12 protein-coding genes are annotated in these 16,876 nt (G+C 46.5%); 7 read left to right on the top strand and 5 right to left on the bottom strand.

What is annotated here, in order from left to right; all coding sequences use genetic code 11:
• Positions 1 to 78: 78 nt before the first annotated feature.
• The gene (locus FC82_RS06460) at positions 79 to 447 is read right to left on the bottom strand and encodes a PaaI family thioesterase (RefSeq protein WP_056996536.1); all 369 of its coding nucleotides are present in this window, start codon (positions 445 to 447) and stop codon (positions 79 to 81) included.
• A gap of 33 nt (positions 448 to 480) precedes the next feature.
• Between FC82_RS06460 and menB the strand changes: the two genes are divergently transcribed.
• Together menB and FC82_RS06450 are read left to right on the top strand one after the other, a co-directional pair.
• On the top strand, positions 481 to 1,302 hold the full coding sequence (menB, locus tag FC82_RS06455) for a 1,4-dihydroxy-2-naphthoyl-CoA synthase (RefSeq protein WP_054760631.1): 822 nt from the start codon (positions 481 to 483) through the stop codon (positions 1,300 to 1,302).
• 12 nt (positions 1,303 to 1,314) lie between these two features.
• The gene (locus FC82_RS06450; protein WP_056996535.1) at positions 1,315 to 2,730 is read left to right on the top strand and encodes an o-succinylbenzoate--CoA ligase; all 1,416 of its coding nucleotides are present in this window, start codon (positions 1,315 to 1,317) and stop codon (positions 2,728 to 2,730) included.
• Between the two features lie 333 nt (positions 2,731 to 3,063).
• Here the strand turns inward: FC82_RS06450 and FC82_RS06445 are convergent, their stop codons facing one another.
• Entirely contained in the window at positions 3,064 to 3,594 is a 531-nt protein-coding gene (locus FC82_RS06445) for a MarR family winged helix-turn-helix transcriptional regulator (protein WP_054760630.1), read from the bottom strand.
• 200 nt (positions 3,595 to 3,794) lie between these two features.
• Between FC82_RS06445 and FC82_RS06440 the strand changes: the two genes are divergently transcribed.
• A complete protein-coding gene (locus FC82_RS06440; protein WP_054760628.1) occupies positions 3,795 to 4,733 on the top strand; it encodes an ATP-binding cassette domain-containing protein in 939 nt (312 codons plus the stop codon).
• Between the two features lie 14 nt (positions 4,734 to 4,747).
• On the top strand, positions 4,748 to 5,524 hold the full coding sequence (locus FC82_RS06435; protein WP_056996534.1) for an ABC transporter permease: 777 nt from the start codon (positions 4,748 to 4,750) through the stop codon (positions 5,522 to 5,524).
• 220 nt (positions 5,525 to 5,744) lie between these two features.
• On the opposite strand, the gene FC82_RS06430 is transcribed toward FC82_RS06435, so the two are convergent.
• From FC82_RS06430 to FC82_RS06420, 3 genes are all read right to left on the bottom strand, one after another.
• Positions 5,745 to 6,698, bottom strand: coding sequence for an aldo/keto reductase (locus FC82_RS06430; RefSeq protein ID WP_056996533.1), 954 nt, complete (start codon positions 6,696 to 6,698; stop codon positions 5,745 to 5,747).
• Positions 6,699 to 6,909: 211 nt separating this feature from the next.
• Positions 6,910 to 7,875, bottom strand: a complete 966-nt coding sequence (locus FC82_RS06425; RefSeq protein ID WP_054760625.1) for a beta-galactosidase small subunit — start codon at positions 7,873 to 7,875, stop codon at positions 6,910 to 6,912.
• Positions 7,856 to 9,751: a glycoside hydrolase family 2 TIM barrel-domain containing protein gene (locus FC82_RS06420; RefSeq protein ID WP_056996532.1), complete on the bottom strand. Its 1,896-nt coding sequence runs from the start codon at positions 9,749 to 9,751 to the stop codon at positions 7,856 to 7,858. Before FC82_RS06420 ends, FC82_RS06425 begins: the two co-directional genes overlap by 20 nt.
• 487 nt (positions 9,752 to 10,238) lie before the next feature.
• Here FC82_RS06420 and FC82_RS06415 point away from each other — a divergent pair, with 487 nt between their 5' ends.
• The 3 genes from FC82_RS06415 to FC82_RS06405 all read left to right on the top strand — a co-directional run bounded on the left by FC82_RS06415 (position 10,239) and on the right by FC82_RS06405 (position 16,606).
• On the top strand, positions 10,239 to 11,867 hold the full coding sequence (locus FC82_RS06415) for a peptide ABC transporter substrate-binding protein (RefSeq protein WP_056996531.1): 1,629 nt from the start codon (positions 10,239 to 10,241) through the stop codon (positions 11,865 to 11,867).
• A gap of 295 nt (positions 11,868 to 12,162) precedes the next feature.
• Entirely contained in the window at positions 12,163 to 13,791 is a 1,629-nt protein-coding gene (locus tag FC82_RS06410; RefSeq protein WP_054760624.1) for a peptide ABC transporter substrate-binding protein, read from the top strand.
• Positions 13,792 to 14,263: 472 nt separating this feature from the next.
• A complete protein-coding gene (locus FC82_RS06405; RefSeq protein ID WP_056996530.1) occupies positions 14,264 to 16,606 on the top strand; it encodes a DUF5776 domain-containing protein in 2,343 nt (780 codons plus the stop codon).
• The last annotated feature ends 270 nt before the right edge of the window (positions 16,607 to 16,876 follow it).

Below are 16,876 nucleotides of genomic sequence, written 5' to 3'. Positions count from 1 at the left end.
CTGGGCACAAAAGTCAGGCCCGGACTTTTCTGCCCAGAGTCGCTTCTGCTCCGCCCCCTAAACGCCTTGCTTCACACTCTACGCTTTCACTGTCACCGCCAACGTCACCGTACTAAAACTAGTCAGTTCGTCAGCCACCCTTGTTTCAACCTGCCAAACTTGTGTTGTACGCCCGACCCTGATCGGCTTGCCCGTTGCCACTAACACGCCGGTAGCTGCCGGCCACAAATGGTGGGTGTGGACGTCCAATCCAACCGCTACGTGCCGAGCATCCAAGTATGTGTTGGCTCCAATCGATGCAGCACTTTCCGCCATCACCGCGTTAATGCCGCCGTGGACGATTCCGAATGGTTGTTTAATCGCATCCGTTATATTTAGTGATATAATTACGTTGTTTTTTGAAACTGAAACTTGTTTTATACCCAATGTTTCTAATAAATTATGCATCATAATACCTCAAATCTGAAAGGATGAATTAATTTGACATCTGTGAAATGGGAGACTGTAAAAGACTATGATTGGATCTTCTTTGAACGCGCGGAGAAGATTGCAAAAATCACCATGAACCAGCCCGATAAATTGAATGCGTTTACCCCCGGCATGGTTCAGGATATGATTGACGCGTTTACTTACTGTCGTGATGATACCACAATTGGTGTGATTATTTTAACTGGCGCTGGCGACAAGGCGTTTTCTTCCGGCGGCGACCAGTCCGTCCGCGGTAATGGCGGCTATGTTGGTGCCGACCACATCGCCCGTCTGAACGTACTCGATCTGCAGCACCTGATCCGCATCATTCCAAAGCCAGTGATTGCCATGGTCAAAGGCTGGTCAGTCGGTGGCGGTAACATTCTGCAACTGGTCTGTGATTTGACGATTGCCGCTGACAACGCGCAATTTGGCCAAACTGGGCCCAAAGTCGGCAGTTTCGATGCCGGGTACGGTTCAGGCTATCTGGCGCGGGTCATCGGCCATAAACGGGCAAAGGAAGTCTGGTTCCTCAACCACTTCTATAGTGCTGAGGAAGCCTTCCAAATGAACTGGATCAACAAGGTCGCCCCGCTCGCTGAGGTCGAATCCGTGACGTTGGACTGGTGCAATGAGATTCTGACTAAGTCACCGACCGCGCTGCGTTTCATCAAAGCCGCAATGAACGCGGACACGGATGGTTTAGCTGGTCTGCAGCAGCTCGGCGGAGACGCCACCATGCTGTTTTACACGACGGATGAGGGTAAGGAAGGCCGTGATGCGTTCAACGAAAAACGCAAACCAGACTTCGACAAGTTCCCTAAGTTCCCATAGGAAGGCGATATTTTGGATAATTGGCTGATAAAACAAGCACGCCTCTCGCCAAATAGTATTGCGGTAGATGATGGGACCCAAAAGTTAACGTTCCGACAATTAGCAGATGACGCCGGAACGCTTGCTGGTCAACTGACAGCACAACAAGTACCGGCTCATTCTCGGGTCGCGCTTCTCGCAAACAACACCCTAACTGGCTATCGAATTGCCATGGCCGTTTTAAGCTCTGGCCGCACCATTGTCTGGCTGAACAAGCGGCTCACGACGGCTGAGTTGCTACGGCAGTTCGTTGATAGCGAGGCCAGCACCTGCTTGGTTGCAGATGATCTGTGGCGCGCTGATTTTCCAAAGGCGTTTCTTCAGTTCAGTACACTGCTCGCCACAACGGCCGTGGCTGAATCTCCACAAACAACCTTCGATTTGGCCCAGGTTGCCAGCATCATGTACACCTCGGGCACCACTGGCGCACCCAAGGGCGTTTTACAGACTTTCGGCAACCACTACAACTCCGCGTTAGCGTCTGCCCTGAATCTGGGCATCACACCTCGCGACGAGTGGCTGTGCGCAGTCCCGATTTTTCACATCAGCGGGTTTTCAATTATGATGCGAGGACTTATCTACGGCATGACTGTCCGGTTAACAACGCGGTTTGACGCTGACGAAATCAACGCCATTCTGATCAACGAACCAGTTACCACCATGTCTGTTGTGCCTTACATGCTAAAAAAATTACTGGCGCTTCAGGAACCCGTTTCAACACCATATAACTCCCGATTTAGAACAATGCTGCTGGGCGGCGGTCCAATTGACCGAGAGACCCTAAAACGCTGTGAGAAACACGGTATCGACGTTGTGCAATCTTACGGAATGACAGAAACATGTTCGCAGATTGTTGCCCTAAGCAACGCCGATGCTGATGCAAAAATCGGCTCGGTGGGCCAACCGCTCTTCTCAACGCAGCTAAAACTTGGCGACAACCACGAGATTCTCGTCAAAACACCCGCCCTGACTCCCGGTTACCTGAACCGCCCGACGGCTTTGACAAGCAAAACAACCGTGGATGGTTGGTACCAAACTGGTGATGTCGGTCATTTGGATAACGATGGCTTTCTCTATATCGATGGCAGAATTGATGACATGATCATTTCTGGCGGTGAAAACATCTTTCCCGATGAAGTTGAAGCCGTTTACCAGAGCTGTCCCGGTATCCGCGACATTGCCGTAGTTGGCGAAGCCAATGAGACCTGGGGCATGGTTCCGGTCGCGTTTGTGGTTCCCAATGGGACGCTGGACACCATCACACTGAAGCAGTTCGGCCGCGAACACCTCGCCCACTATAAGGTACCGAAACGCTTTATTCAGATCGACGCCCTGCCGGTGAACGCTGGCGGGAAGGTTCAACGTGTGAACCTTAGAAAACTGCTGTAGTCTATGACAGTCCCGGTTTGAATGCTGATTCAAAATGGTTTAAATACAACTACAAAAGCACCCCCGTCTGTCAGCTTCACGTAACAGTGGGGGGCTTTTTTAGTATCTGAATCAGTGACGAGATGAGCATTTCCTTTAGTGCCGACCCCTGTGATACTGGGGAAACTATCCTTACAGGAAATAAAGTCAGCTTTTTAGTGCATCCTAGTTACCTCGCCTATTCGTCCGATAACGGCCAAACTGGCCATATAAGTGCCCCAAACTAACCAGTCGAGCTTGTTAGTTTGGGGCACTTGTTTTCTAAAAACCGTTGTTAGGTTCTCTTCCACGCGTTTAATCTTGTTCGCCAGCATGAAATTGCCGCAAATAGTGACTGGTCAATAATTGGTGGAATTTATTAAACCAGGTCGGGTCTGCATCACCGATCTCGGCATATAACCCATCGTTGATTTTCGACAATAAACCAGCCAATTGGTCAAGCTCTTCATCACTCAACACTTGCAAAAATGACGGGATCTCCTGCAGGGACTGATTAGCTTCCTGGCGGCCAAGCGCCGTCAAACTCACAATGGTCACCCGCTTATCTGCCGTGGATTTTTTGCGTGTCACCAACCGCCGTTTTTCAAGTTTGCGCACAAATTCTGCCGTTGACTGGGCCGTTAAATTCACCTTGTCGGCAAGTTGTTTTTGCGCCACGTTATCCTCCGTCATCAGGGCAAGCAGGATTTTCCCCTGCCCCTGAACAATCAGTTGATTTTCTTGGTGGTCATTATCACGATGACCAATATCATTTGCCACGTGACGCAAGGCACCAAACTCAACTAATTTGCTGGTGGCAACCTGTTGTTTTAATAGGTGGTCCATGCTGATGATCTCCTTTGTTCTGCTGTCTATCTGAAAGAAAATATAAAGTGCAGTTTCCGGCTCCGTACCGGTATTCATGCAACTATTATACCGCAAAACTAAGGGGACCTGACTAAAAGTGATTGACAATTTAATCAGGCCCCCTTATAATCTCAGTTAATCAGGTCCCCTGACTAAAAAATAACTAAGAGGGTTTTAAAATGAATCAAGACTATGCTGTACAAGTCACACATCTCACAAAGAAATTTAAAGACAAGGTCGCCGTTGACGATGTCTCGTTTAATATTTATCGCGGCGAAGTGTTCGGCCTGCTTGGCCCCAACGGCGCTGGTAAGACAACCACGCTTCGGATGATGACCACCCTGCTAAAAGCCACTAGCGGTCACGTCACGATTTTTGGTCACGACGTTGCTAAAGAAAGCAGTGCCGCACGAGCCATGTTTGGCTTAACCGGTCAGTACGCCTCTGTTGATGAAGATATTTCAGCAAGGGAAAACCTGATGATTTTTTCCCGTCTCAACGGACTTTCCCGTGCAGAAGCAAAGCAACGCACGACTGAATTACTCACCGAATTTTCCTTGCTTGAGTCGGCCGACAAAACCATTAGCGACTTCTCAGGCGGCATGCGCAGACGACTGGATCTCGCAGTGAGCCTTATCACCCGTCCCGCTTTGATTTTCCTGGATGAACCCACCACCGGACTGGATCCGCGTACTAGAACTCAAATGTGGGAAACCATTCGTAAGCTCGTTGCTGAGGGGTCCACCATTGTTTTGACCACTCAGTATCTCGATGAAGCCGATGAACTGGCCGACCGAATCGCCGTCATCGACCACGGAAAATTAGTAAAAATTGGCACACCCGCTTCGTTAAAGGAACAGGTGAGTCAATCGAAATTAAGCCTGTCTGTGGCGGATTCTAACCAAGTAACCGAGGCAAAAGATATCGTCACGACCCATCTTAAATCGGCAACACTGATTGATCAAACGACCATTTTAGCACCGTTCGACGACTCAAATCGTTTGACTGACATTTTGATGGATCTGCGTGCCAAACAGATCAGTGTTTCTCATTTATCGGTTCAGGAACCAACACTGGATGATGTCTTCTTAAATCTGACAGCGCCAACTCACAATTAAGGAGTAGAACAACCATGGAAATCAAACAAACTAGAAGTAATCTCATCATGAACACCGCCACAATGGCGTACAGAAATCTGCTAAAAACCGTGCATAATCCCGATCGGTTCATGGACGTGATCATCCAACCCGTCATGTTTATGATGCTTTTCGGGTATCTTTTTGGCGGCGCAATTGCGGGTGGCGTGAAGGCCTACCTGCCCACCATCGTCCCCGGGATTCTTATTCAAACAATGCTCTCAGCGGCTACGGGTTCTGGTGCACAAATTCGTGAGGATCTCGACTCAGGTGTTTTTGACCGGTTTAAATCACTACCGATGGCCCACATCGCACCGTTAGCCGGGCAACTGTTCGCTGACAGTCTCAGGTTACTGATTGCAACCATCACCTCGTTGACCACCGGCTACCTGATGGGCTGGCGGCCAGATGTCGGCTTCCAGTGGATCATTGTCATTGCCCTGCTCGCCATCTTTATGGGCTGGGCAATTTCCTGGGTCTTCGCGCTGTTTGGCCTGTTGGCAAAAAGTGCCACGATGGTCCAAAGTATTTCAATGATGGGTATGATGATGCTGTCATTTCTCTCGAACGCCTTCATCCCGATTCATACGTTGCCTAAATTTATGCAGGTACTCGCCAACCTTAACCCGATTACCTTTGTGATCACCGCCATTCGTCAAATTTTGGCAAACGGGGCATGGACTAGCGAGTCATTGATTGTGCTTGCTTTCGGGATCGGTATCGTTGTCGTCTTTGCGCCGCTGACCGTTTGGGCTTATAACCATAATAACTAACAGAAAAGAGACCACAAGCACGTTTTTAGGACGTGATTGTGATCCCTTTTTTAGTATTTTTATAGGTTGAACAACGTTCCGGTTTAAGCAGCTTTTCGTAAACCGTCTCCGAAAATACATACGCTGCTTATATGCTGTAACAACGGCCTATATGCAAAGAATTTAGGCTGCCTAAGCACGCTGCTTAAATGACAACAAAACGTGTCCCGCAAGCCAAACCCTATGGCAAATCATGCCCCGCAGCAAAATACAGATCATACCACTCTTGGTTCGTCAGCTGAACATCCGTACCTTTAATGCTTTCTGTCAAATGTTCCTTGTTCATTGAACCGAGAATTACCTGCATTTTTGCCGGGTGGCGCAGGATCCATGCCGTGGCGATCCCGTTCTTGGTGCTGTCCTTAGCATCAGCCAATTCTTGCAATTTCTTGTTTAATTCTGGGAACTTCGGATTGTCGATGTAGGCGCCTTCGAATAGCCCGTACTGGAATGGCGACCAGGCCTGGATGGTCATGTTGTGCAACCGTGAGTATTCGATGATACCGCCGTCATGGTCAACACCAGCATCGTCTTCCATGTTGACGTGCAACCCGGAACTGATGGTACCGGCGTGCATCACACTAAACTGCAGCTGGTTGACCAGCAATTTTTGATCAATGGATGCCTGAAGCAGATTGACTTGACTGGGATTACAGTTTGAAACACCGAAATGCCGCACTTTACCAGCTGCCTGCAACTCGTCAAAAGCTGCTGCCACTTCATCTGGTTCCATCAATGGATCTGGCCGGTGCAGTAAGAAAAAGTCCAGGTAATCGATCTGCATCCGCTTTAAGATGCCATCAACAGATTCAATCAAGTGATCCTTTGAAAAATCGTACCGCATCCCAAAAACAAGATCGTCGTGGCTGCGTTTAGGATCAAGGATGATGCCGCCCTTTGACTGAATAATCAAGTCCTCACGCTTCACACCTGATTTTTTCAGCGCTTCGCCGAACACTTTTTCAGATTTTCCTGAACCATAAATGTCCGCTGAATCAATGAAGTTCACACCTTGAGCATGAACCGTATCCAATAAAGATGCAGCGTCATCCGAATTCAACGTCAGCATCCGCATGACGCCAAGCGCAATGGCTGAGGCCTTTAAATTGGAATTACCAATCGCAACTTCTTTCATGTCTGAAACCCTCCTAATTGTGAAGATTCATTACATCATCCATTATAGGCGTTAGAGTGGGCTGTAAGTCAAGCAGAGCGCGTGGATGGATATCGTTAAGGGGTGGCGCGTGCGCAACGTTGGTGGCAATGCTCGAACCTGGCATTTTCGAACAGACCCAACAAAAAAAGCGGCAACTCCAACCGTTGCCGCTTTCAAAATTGAATGCTATTTAGCCTTCAGGTCCACTGATCGTAAACCCAAACGCAATATCGTCCTCAGCACTAACATGGTATTTCTCTTCCACGTCAGCACCCCAGCTATCAATCCCGCCAACCCCGCGAGAAGCACCATAAACGGTGAAAATCGTCCGCCGTTTCAAGGGTAATTCTTCGATGTGGGTCGCATTTTCCAACTCTTCAGGCGTGTACGGCAGACAAGTGAACGCAAACGGCTTGTCGGTCTGCTTGAAGGTCAGGCGGAACGTGTCCCGGGATTGGTCAGCGTTATTCAACGTCAAGTCACGGTTGACCGTAACGGATTTCGTTGCCATGTGCATGCCACATTCCTGCGGGACCATGAACGGGGCAACGGGCAGTCCGTCGACGTGATAGGTACCGGGCACCCCGCCAGCCATCCGGTCGGGATAGGTCTCGCCGGATAGGCCATCGTAGTCAAAACCAGTGGCAGCCGTTGGCATGGTGAAACGCAATCCAAAGACTGGTAGCTGCGGTAACCCTTTGGCACCATTGTAGCGGGCGGCCACTTGGATGCTGCCGGTCCCGTCAACGGTGTAGCGTACCGTCACTGTGGTGGCAGGCGTCGTGGCCGTTTCATAAGTGTATTCAACAGCGGCCTTCGTTGCATATTCCTGGTTAGAGTATTTGTTGTTTTCCGGCGAAATTGGGAAGCCGACACTTTGACCATCGATGAAGACTTCGATCTTCACGCACTGGCTGAACAAGTCAGCGCCAAGCCACTGCGCCGATTTCACGTAGAACTGGTTCCCACGGTCGTTATCCGTGGTTGCCCGCCAGAATGCTGGCCGTGGAATGCGGTAGCACCACTCCTTGCCGTTTTGAACAAGGGATTCCAGACCACCCCGGTCATAGCTGAAGATATAGCCGAAGTTTGTGCCACGCAGGCCCAACGATGCATCGCCGAAAATCACTTTTACCTTAGTTGATGTGTTTGCCATAGTAGTACTTCACCTCCTGCATTGCTGGCTTTGGTGTCCGGTCTGCAAACAACAGCCCGTCACCTGAGAATTCATAGTCTGAATGGCGGTCGTCAAAGTCACCGCCGTAACGCAGGACTGGTTCGCCAGTCACTTCGTCTTCGGTCCAGAGCGCCTGGTCGATATAATCCCAGATAAATCCGCCTTGATACATCGGGTACTTATCAATCAGGTCATTGTAGGAACTCATGCCACCAAGGGAATTGCCCATATCATGCATGTATTCGCAATCAACAAACGGCTTCTTCGGATTGTTTTCCAGATACTTTGCGATTTCTAATGGCGGATCATACATCATTGATTCCATGTCGGAGATCTGGTCCTCATACTTCCGGTTCCGGCAGACCCCTTCATAGTGGGTCAACCGAGTATCATCGTGGTCCTTGTAGAATTTGTTCATCGCGGCAATATCATCGCCGGCGTACGATTCGTTTCCCAGTGACCAGAATAAAACAGCGGTGTGATTCTTAAAGGTCTCGTAATTACTGCGGGCACGGTCAAGCACCGCTTCTTTCCACTGCGGTACAGAGCCGGGCACGTTGTATGACGGTTCAACCGCCCCCATCTTCTGCCAGGTGCCGTGGGATTCCAAGTTGTTTTCAGCCATCATGTAGATGCCTTCGTGGTCGCACAAGAAGTACCACGGGATCTGATCGGGATAGTGACACGTCCGAACCGCGTTAATGTTATTTTCGTGGAAAATCTGCATATCATAGGTCATGTCTTCGGCCGTAACAGCACGACCGCGATGGGCATCCCATTCGTGCCGGTTCACCCCGTTAATAATGATGCGGTTGCCGTTTAACAACATGATCTTGTTCTTCAGTTCAACCTTACGGAACCCGAAATCGTACGGTACCACGGCTAATGTCTCACCAGCAGTTGTGACGATTTCAATTTGCAGGTGGTACAGGTACGGATCCATGTGGTTCCACAAATGAACGTTCTTGAACGCGTTATCGGTAAACGACACAGTGTTTGCTACTGGTTTGGCTAACGACAGGACTTCACGCCCGTCGCCATCCGTCACCTTGACCCGAATCTCAGCATCTGGTGCATCGTCTGTTTGGGACAATTTCAGCGCTAAATTCAAATCACCGTTCTTGTAATCGTCAGAAACGTCAGGCCGCAACGTCATATCTTCCAAGAACACAGCCGGTTTTGCAACTAGGCGAACGCTGCGGAAGATACCGGAAAACCGGAACATGTCCTGATCTTCGATAAACGCCGCCGTACTACGCTTAAATACCTCAACGGCAATCAGATTTTCACCGTCTTTCAGGTACGGTGTCAAATCAAATTCAGAACGGGAAAAACTATCCTCAGCATAACCGACAAATTGGCCGTTCAACCACAGATACATGGCTTCTTCGACCCCGTCAAACTGAACAATGACGCGTTTGTCGCGCAATTCTGGGTTCAGGGTGAAAGTAGTGGCATAGGCCCCGACGGTGTTGTCTTCGCCCTCACTAAACATCCCTTTGCCAGTATCCTGGTCGTTCAACGCATACGCTGGACGCCGAAAAATTTTCCCCTCCCAGGGATAGGTAGTATTAATGTATTTAAGCTGTCCGTATCCGGCAATCTCAATGTGCCCGGGAACAGCAATGGTATCAAACTTACTGCGGTCATAATCCGGGTCATAAAACCCCGCTGGTCGTTCCTGCGGTGTCTTGGCAAATTTGAACTGCCAATCACCGTCAAGCGACTGTTCTAAGCTTGATTGCTTAGTCGTTGCTTCTGCCGTACTCTGAAACGCGCGGTGGTCGCTGCGAGCAGGTAACTGGTTCACCCGAAATACTTCCGGATCGTCCAGCCAGCTAATTTCTGCTTTCAAAAAAAGGCCTCCCTTAATATCTCTAGTGTTAGAAATCAAAAGACTTGGATGTGACGTTTCACTATTTTCTTTCATTAATAATGAAGCGCTTACATCCATCATGATAAACTTTTTAGTAAAAAATTACTAGGGGTGTAAGCAAAGGATTTATTTCACATATTCAACACGAAATCACATTTTCCAGTCAAGTTAGCTGACCAATTTTCTGCTTATCTAGCCAACCAAAAAGCAATTCAAAGGTAACTCATCACTTATAATCTGAATCAAATGCCCGCAATTTTCGTCAACATTTCACAATGAATATTTACGCAGTCGATTCAAAAAAATATCCTAATAGCCGCAATTCAACGCAAAAATCGTCAATTTTTATTACTTTAGTGCTTAACAATTCTCAGATGTGTGGTAATCTAACATTAAAGAATTATTAGAGTATCATTAAAACTCTGTGTGATTCTTATTGTGTGATATGTGTGAGGAGGAGATTTGTATGAACGATATGCATAAATGGCTGGCTGCTGTTGGTGTGGCCGGATCAGCACTACTATTAGCCGCCTGTTCGAACAGTGGCAGCTCAAGTTCCAAAAATGAGTCCATTACGCTCTCGACTGATGGTGAAATATCTACAATGGATCTGTCAAAAACAACTGCTGTTGAAACTTTCAATTTGCTGAACAATTCCGAAGAAGGCCTCTACCGGTTGGGAAAACATAGTAAGACGGAAAAAGCAATTGCAAAAAAATTGGTCAAATCCAAAGATGGCAAAACCTATACGATAACTTTGCGACATGGCGTTAAATGGAGCAACGGCGATCCTGTAACTGCTCAAGATTTTGTTTATTCGTGGCGGCGAACTGTCAATCCAAAAACGAAGTCGCAGTATGGGTATCTCTTCAGCGGTGTTAAAAATGCGGATGAAATTCAGGATAGTAAAAAATCACCTTCAACTCTTGGTATTCAGGCTAAAGGAAAGTACAAACTCAAAATTACACTTGAGTCCCAAATTCCATACTTCAAACTGTTACTTGGCTTCCCTGTTTTCTTCCCCCAAGATAAAAAAGTGGTCCAAAAATATGGATCTAATTACGGTACCCGAAGTAACCGCCTAGTTTACGATGGACCATTTAAACTCGTTAATTGGAATGGGACCAGCACTGCATGGAAACTGGTCAAAAACAATAAATATTGGGACAAGAAGCATGTCAAACTAAATACCATCCACTATCAAGTTGTCAAGGACCCTCAAACCGGGTTAAACCAGTACGACTCCAAAAAATTAATCGCCACAAGTATTACTGGTAACCAGGCAAAGAATCTAAAGAACAATAAAGCTTTAACTAACCTGCCTACATCAAGCAGTTATTACCTCTCACTTAATCAAAAAATGAAGCTATTCAAGAATCTAAAAATTCGGGAAGCCATCTCAATGGCCGTTAACCGAAACACCCTGACCAACAAAGTGTTAGGTGATGGTTCCTTTGATAATGGCAGTTTTGTTTCCAAGGGACTGGCCGTTAACCCAAAGACTGGTAAAGATTTCACATCTGATACTTCGACGCCCGCTTCAATGAAATACAACCCCACCGAAGCCAAAAAATTATGGAAGGAAGGCCTCAAAGAAACCGGCATTTCCAATCCGCATATCACGTTGTTAGCAGGTAATGCCTCCGATACCGGCCAAGTAACACAGTACTTACAAAACACTTTGGAAAAGCATTTGCCAGGGCTTACTATTACTGACAAAAACATTCCGGCCCAAACTGTGTTAGCTGAACAATCCCAGCATAATTTCCAGATGACATTGTCTGACTGGTACGCCGATTTCTCAGATCCAATCACCTTCTTAAACATCCTGACAACGGATAACCCAAGTAATCAACCGCAATGGTCTAACAAACAGTATGATAAATTGATCAAGGCCTCTTCCACCACCGATGCCAACAAGCCGGAAGCACGTTGGAACGACATGGTGAAGGCGCAAAATATATTGTTGAAAGACCAAGGAATTACTCCCCTGTTTCAATCTGGTGCGCCTTGGATGATCAGTAGTTCATTTAAGGGCTATATTTATAATTCAGCCGGTGCTAACTGGAATTTGAAAGAGGCTTATACAAAGTAGTTACACCACACTAACTTGACACACGATGTTAAGAGACGGTTTATGATCAAGACGCACTTTTAAATCATAAACCGTTTTTTTGTGTCTTAAGTGCGTATTATTTTTATTTTGCATAATGAATATTTACCCAATAAATCCCCAATTAAAGCCTTTTTACGCCCGTTCATGACTGAATACCGTAAATTTTTATTATTTTAATGCTTAACAATTCCCAGATGTGTGGTAATCTAACATTAAAGAAACATTAAAGTTTTATGTGACGTCATTGTGGTATGTGTGTGAGGAGGATATTTGTATGAACTTTAAGCATAAGTGGCTGGCCACAGTAGGAGTGGCCGGCGCAGCGTTATTTTTAGCTGCCTGTTCGAACAGTAGTAGCTCAGGGTCAAAGAGTAAATCAATTACCCTGTCTACTGATAGTGAAATTTCAACGATGGATCTTTCCAAGTCTACCGCCCTCGGAACGTTCAACATGCTGAACAATACCGAGGAAGGTCTTTACCGTCTAGGCAAAAACAGTAAGACCGAGAAGGCGATTGCGACTAAGCTGGTCAAGTCAAAGGATGGCAAGACCTACACCATCACCCTGCGTCACGGCGTTAAATGGAGCAACGGTGATAAGGTGACAGCTAAAGACTTCGTTTATTCTTGGCGGCGAACAGTCGATCCAAAGACAAAGTCGCAGTACGGCTACCTCTTTAGCGGGATTAAGAACGCCGATCAGATTCAAGATAGTAAGAAAGCTGCTTCGACCTTGGGCATCAAGGCTATCGGGAACTATAAACTGAAGATCACCCTTGAAGAACAGATTCCATACTTCAAGCTGTTGCTTGGGTTCCCTGTCTTCTTCCCACAGGATCAAAAAGTGGTCGAAAAGTACGGTTCTAAATATGGGACTCGTAGCGACAAGATGGTGTACGATGGCCCATTCAAGCTTTCTAAATGGAATGGGACGAGTACCGCTTGGAAGTTGACCAAGAACAGTACTTACTGGGACAAGAAAGACGTTAAGCTGTCGACTATCAACTATCAAGTTGTTAAGGATCCGCAAACTGGTTTGAACCAGTACAACTCAAAGAAGCTGATTGCCACCAACATTACTGGTAACCAATCAAAGAACCTAAAGAACAACAAATCATTAACGAACCTGCCAACATCAAGTTCATACTACCTGTCATTGAACCAAAAGATGAAGTTGTTTAAGAACCTGAAGATTCGGGAAGCTATTTCAATGGCTGTTAACCGGAAGACCTTAACAAAACAAGTCTTAGGCGACGGGTCATTCAGCAATGGGAGTTTCGTTTCAAAGGGCTTAGCCGTTAACCCGAAGACCGGTAAAGATTTCACTTCCGACACGACAACGCCTTCTTCAATGACCTACAACCCGACCAAAGCCAAGAAACTTTGGAAGGAAGGCCTGAAGGAAACTGGGATCTCTAACCCACACATCACCTTGTTAGCCGGTAACTCTTCTGATACTGAACAAGTGACGCAATACCTGCAAAGTACTTTGGAAAAGAACTTGCCTGGTTTGAAGATCACCAACAAGAATATTCCATCTCAAACTGTGTTGGCTGAACAATCCACGCACAGTTTCCAAATGACTTTGTCAGATTGGTTCGCCGACTTCTCAGACCCTATCACCTTCTTGAACATTCTGACCACCAACAATGCAAGCAACCAGCCACAGTGGTCAAACAAAGAATATGACAAGTTGATCAAGGCCTCATCAACCACCGATGCCAACAAGCCTGAAGCGCGTTGGAACGACATGGTCAAGGCACAAAACATCCTGTTGAAGGATCAAGGGATCACCCCACTGTATCAATCAGGGTCACCTTGGATGATCAGCAGCTCCTTTAAGGGTTGGATCTACAACTCAGCCGGTGCCAACTGGAATTTGAAGGGTGCTTACACAAAGTAGCTTGTGCATGGTGTTTCGACTAGATTGCCATGACTGGTGTTACTAAGAATTATCATCAGAAAAATCTTGTAAATATCAAACAATTTAAAGTTAACATGATTTGCATTTCAGTTGCATAAAAGAGTGGTCAATGTTCCTCAACTAGCGAGGAATGTTGACCACTCTTTTATGTTGCCTTATATATTAAAAAGCCATTTCATTGTTCCAAATTATTAAATACACGATGCCATTTTCGAATAAAGAACAACAATACCTGCCGTTATAAGTGGATAACGATTGAAAAGCAGCACCATAACCATCACTTCATAATCCATATTTCACCACGTTTATCCTCAAATATCGTCATTATGTTGAACATCATTTTTCACAAATCTGTTTGATTGCCTTTAGAAAATGGCTATTGTACCATTAATTTTAGGATTACTGGAGAAGTAAAGTTAATCCAAAATATGCATAATTCGGGGGAATTATTATGAAGCATAAAGTGGTAAATTTTAAAGTTATGGGGAAAGTCGGTCTGGTAACTTTGGCAAGCGCAACTATCTTAGGCGCCGGGGAATTAGGATCATCACAACCTGGGCAAAGATTAGGGTTGGATAACACTGCATTTACTAGTCCAACTGTGGCAAAGGCTGACTCGAATAACACGTTTACGTATGATGGGGAATCAATTACGGTCACGAGTATTTCTGAGGGCGGTACGGTTAAGCCAACCAGTTCCGTCGGGTCAGATGGGACTTTGAACTATGTGATGTCAGTGCCAATTGGTCACAAAATTCAGGCATCAGATTATCTGTCCGCTAAAGGTACGGTTGGGAGCAGTACTGAGGAACAAGATCTAACCACGGACCAAATCAACGCTGCAGTGGCAGCAGGGATTATCAGTGTCCGATATAACAGTTCTACTGATTTGGGTTACGAAGGCGCAGCAGTTGTAGGCTTTGTATCATTTAATGGTTCACAGTACATGCTATGTGCTTATTCGGCCACAGCCGTAGTACCTGAAAATGCTATCACCTACACGGACAGTCAAGGGCTTGTATACAAATTATTTACTGATGATAGTGGTAATAATGTGGCTTACATCAGTGAATCAACTGGTACAGCCAAAGCAAGTACGAGTCTTGCTATTCCAGCAACAGTCCAATACGGTGGAACCACCTATGCAGTCACTAACATTTTAAAAAATGCGGTCTTAAGTGCTAAAACTTTGACGACACTTGACCTTTCAAATTCAACAAACTTGCAAAGCATCGGCCAAGGCTCGTTTATGGCAGCGCCAATTACGGAAATCATCCTTCCAGATTCGGTTCGCTCATTAGGGTCAAATACGTTTATGAACGGTGGTAAGTTAACAAAATTCGTTGCAGGAACTGATTTATCAACGCTTGGGCAAATGACTGTGGCAAACAATGAACTGAAATATATTTCAATTCCTGATAATGTGACAGTTGGTATTAATGCCTTCAGATACCAATCACCATCGATGACTGCCTCAACGACCCCGACATCTGATGAAGCACAAATTATAAGCACACCAAGCGGCTTGCAATTGCCGCTGGCCAACTTGATCACATACAACATTGGCGGAAAATCACAACTTGATAGCATCGGCGCCACAGTTACATCTGATTCTGGTGTCACCTATGACGATAAAACACAGACGTTCACAATCGATCCAAGTGTTACAACCTTCCCATTCGCATTTGCAAGCAATCTTCCAGGCTCTTTTGGCGGCACGTACACCGTCACCGTCAATAATGGTAAAGACACCGTCACACCACAGGATCAAACCATCGATCCAGGCGACACCTTACCAGACGCTGCCTCATACATTCATTCAATCACCGATGCAGACGGTAATACGGTCGACCCGACAACGGCGGCCGGTGACGGTTCACTGAAACTCACCTACCCTGATGGCACCCCTGACACGAACACGCCAGGTACCTATGAAGTTGATTTAACGTATACTGACGGATCAGACACTTACACGGCTATCGCGCACCTGACAATCACAAAACCCGCTGACAGTTCATCTAGCAGTGACAGCTCCGCAAGTACAAATGGTTCCTCAAACGGCAATACTTCAACCGGTAACACTGGCTCAAATGGTGGCGGTACAACTACTGGTAACAGTTCGGCCAACGGCGTCACATCAAGCAACAGTTCTTCATCAGCTGCCACGGACAGTTCGTCAACTGGGTCAGATACTGTGACAACAACTTCAGCCGACACTGTTTCAGTAGGTGAAAAAGTCTACGCCAAGAAGGCCCTTTACCTTTACAGCAAACCAACGTTTTCGAAGACTAACCGGGTAACGGGTTACGCCAAAAAGACACGGATCTACGCCCCAATTTTCACAGTTAAGAGTACCACGACCTCTGCCAACGGCGTTCTGCGTTACAAAGTCACCACGGAAAATGGCAAGTCTGGCTACATTACTGCCAACAGTGCCTATACCGCCCCACTCTACTGGAAGGGTAACTACAGCAAACTCTACGTCATCAACCCTTCCGGTACCTATGCTTACAAGAGTCAGGCTTTCAAGAAGGCCAACCGCGTTAAATTGCTGAAACAAAGCACTTCAGTAAAGGTTGTCAAAGTCATCAAGTACGGTTTGACCACTCGTTACAAGCTGGCAAACGGCACGTACATTAGTGGTAATAAGCAATGGACGTCACCGACGAAGCCAACCTTCCCGACGAAAGTAACGAACCGCAGTGCTTTGAATCTTTACTCAGATAAGAACTTGACGCACAAGGTCAAGCACTACACGAGCAAGACTAAGCACGTCTTCACCGTTAAAAAGTGAGACTACTCGCATGGACGTGCACAGCACAAGGGTAACACGCTCCGGTACAAAGTTGCTGGCGGCTATATCAGCGGTAACAGTTCGCTTGTCAAAACCGTTAAATAGGATACCGATTTTTATTTAAATATTATCTTAATAAAAACAGTCGCTTCTCCTATCGAGAAACGGCTGTTTTTGCAGGCCATTGTCATTACAGCGCAAACCTGTGTGCGTTAAAGGCTATAATAAAGCTAACACCATTAACAGAAAGGAGTTTCAAAATGGCATATT

Source organism: Secundilactobacillus collinoides DSM 20515 = JCM 1123 (genome assembly GCF_001435975.1).
GTDB classification, from domain to species: Bacteria; Bacillota; Bacilli; order Lactobacillales; family Lactobacillaceae; genus Secundilactobacillus; species Secundilactobacillus collinoides.
Note: the sequence above shows the minus strand (reverse complement) of the source record. Positions and strands in the feature narration are given on the sequence as shown.

Bases quoted from the DNA above. Each gene is read 5' to 3' on its own strand.
- FC82_RS06460 (WP_056996536.1), bottom strand. From the start codon at position 447: ATGCATAATTTATTAGAAACATTGGGTATAAAACAAGTTTCAGTTTCA.
- FC82_RS06445 (WP_054760630.1), bottom strand. From the start codon at position 3,594: ATGGACCACCTATTAAAACAACAGGTTGCCACCAGCAAATTAGTTGAG.
- FC82_RS06440 (WP_054760628.1), top strand. From the start codon at position 3,795: ATGAATCAAGACTATGCTGTACAAGTCACACATCTCACAAAGAAATTT.
- FC82_RS06435 (WP_056996534.1), top strand. From the start codon at position 4,748: ATGGAAATCAAACAAACTAGAAGTAATCTCATCATGAACACCGCCACA.
- FC82_RS06430 (WP_056996533.1), bottom strand. From the start codon at position 6,698: ATGAAAGAAGTTGCGATTGGTAATTCCAATTTAAAGGCCTCAGCCATT.
- FC82_RS06425 (WP_054760625.1), bottom strand. From the start codon at position 7,875: ATGGCAAACACATCAACTAAGGTAAAAGTGATTTTCGGCGATGCATCG.
- FC82_RS06415 (WP_056996531.1), top strand. From the start codon at position 10,239: ATGAACGATATGCATAAATGGCTGGCTGCTGTTGGTGTGGCCGGATCA.
- FC82_RS06410 (WP_054760624.1), top strand. From the start codon at position 12,163: ATGAACTTTAAGCATAAGTGGCTGGCCACAGTAGGAGTGGCCGGCGCA.
- FC82_RS06405 (WP_056996530.1), top strand. From the start codon at position 14,264: ATGAAGCATAAAGTGGTAAATTTTAAAGTTATGGGGAAAGTCGGTCTG.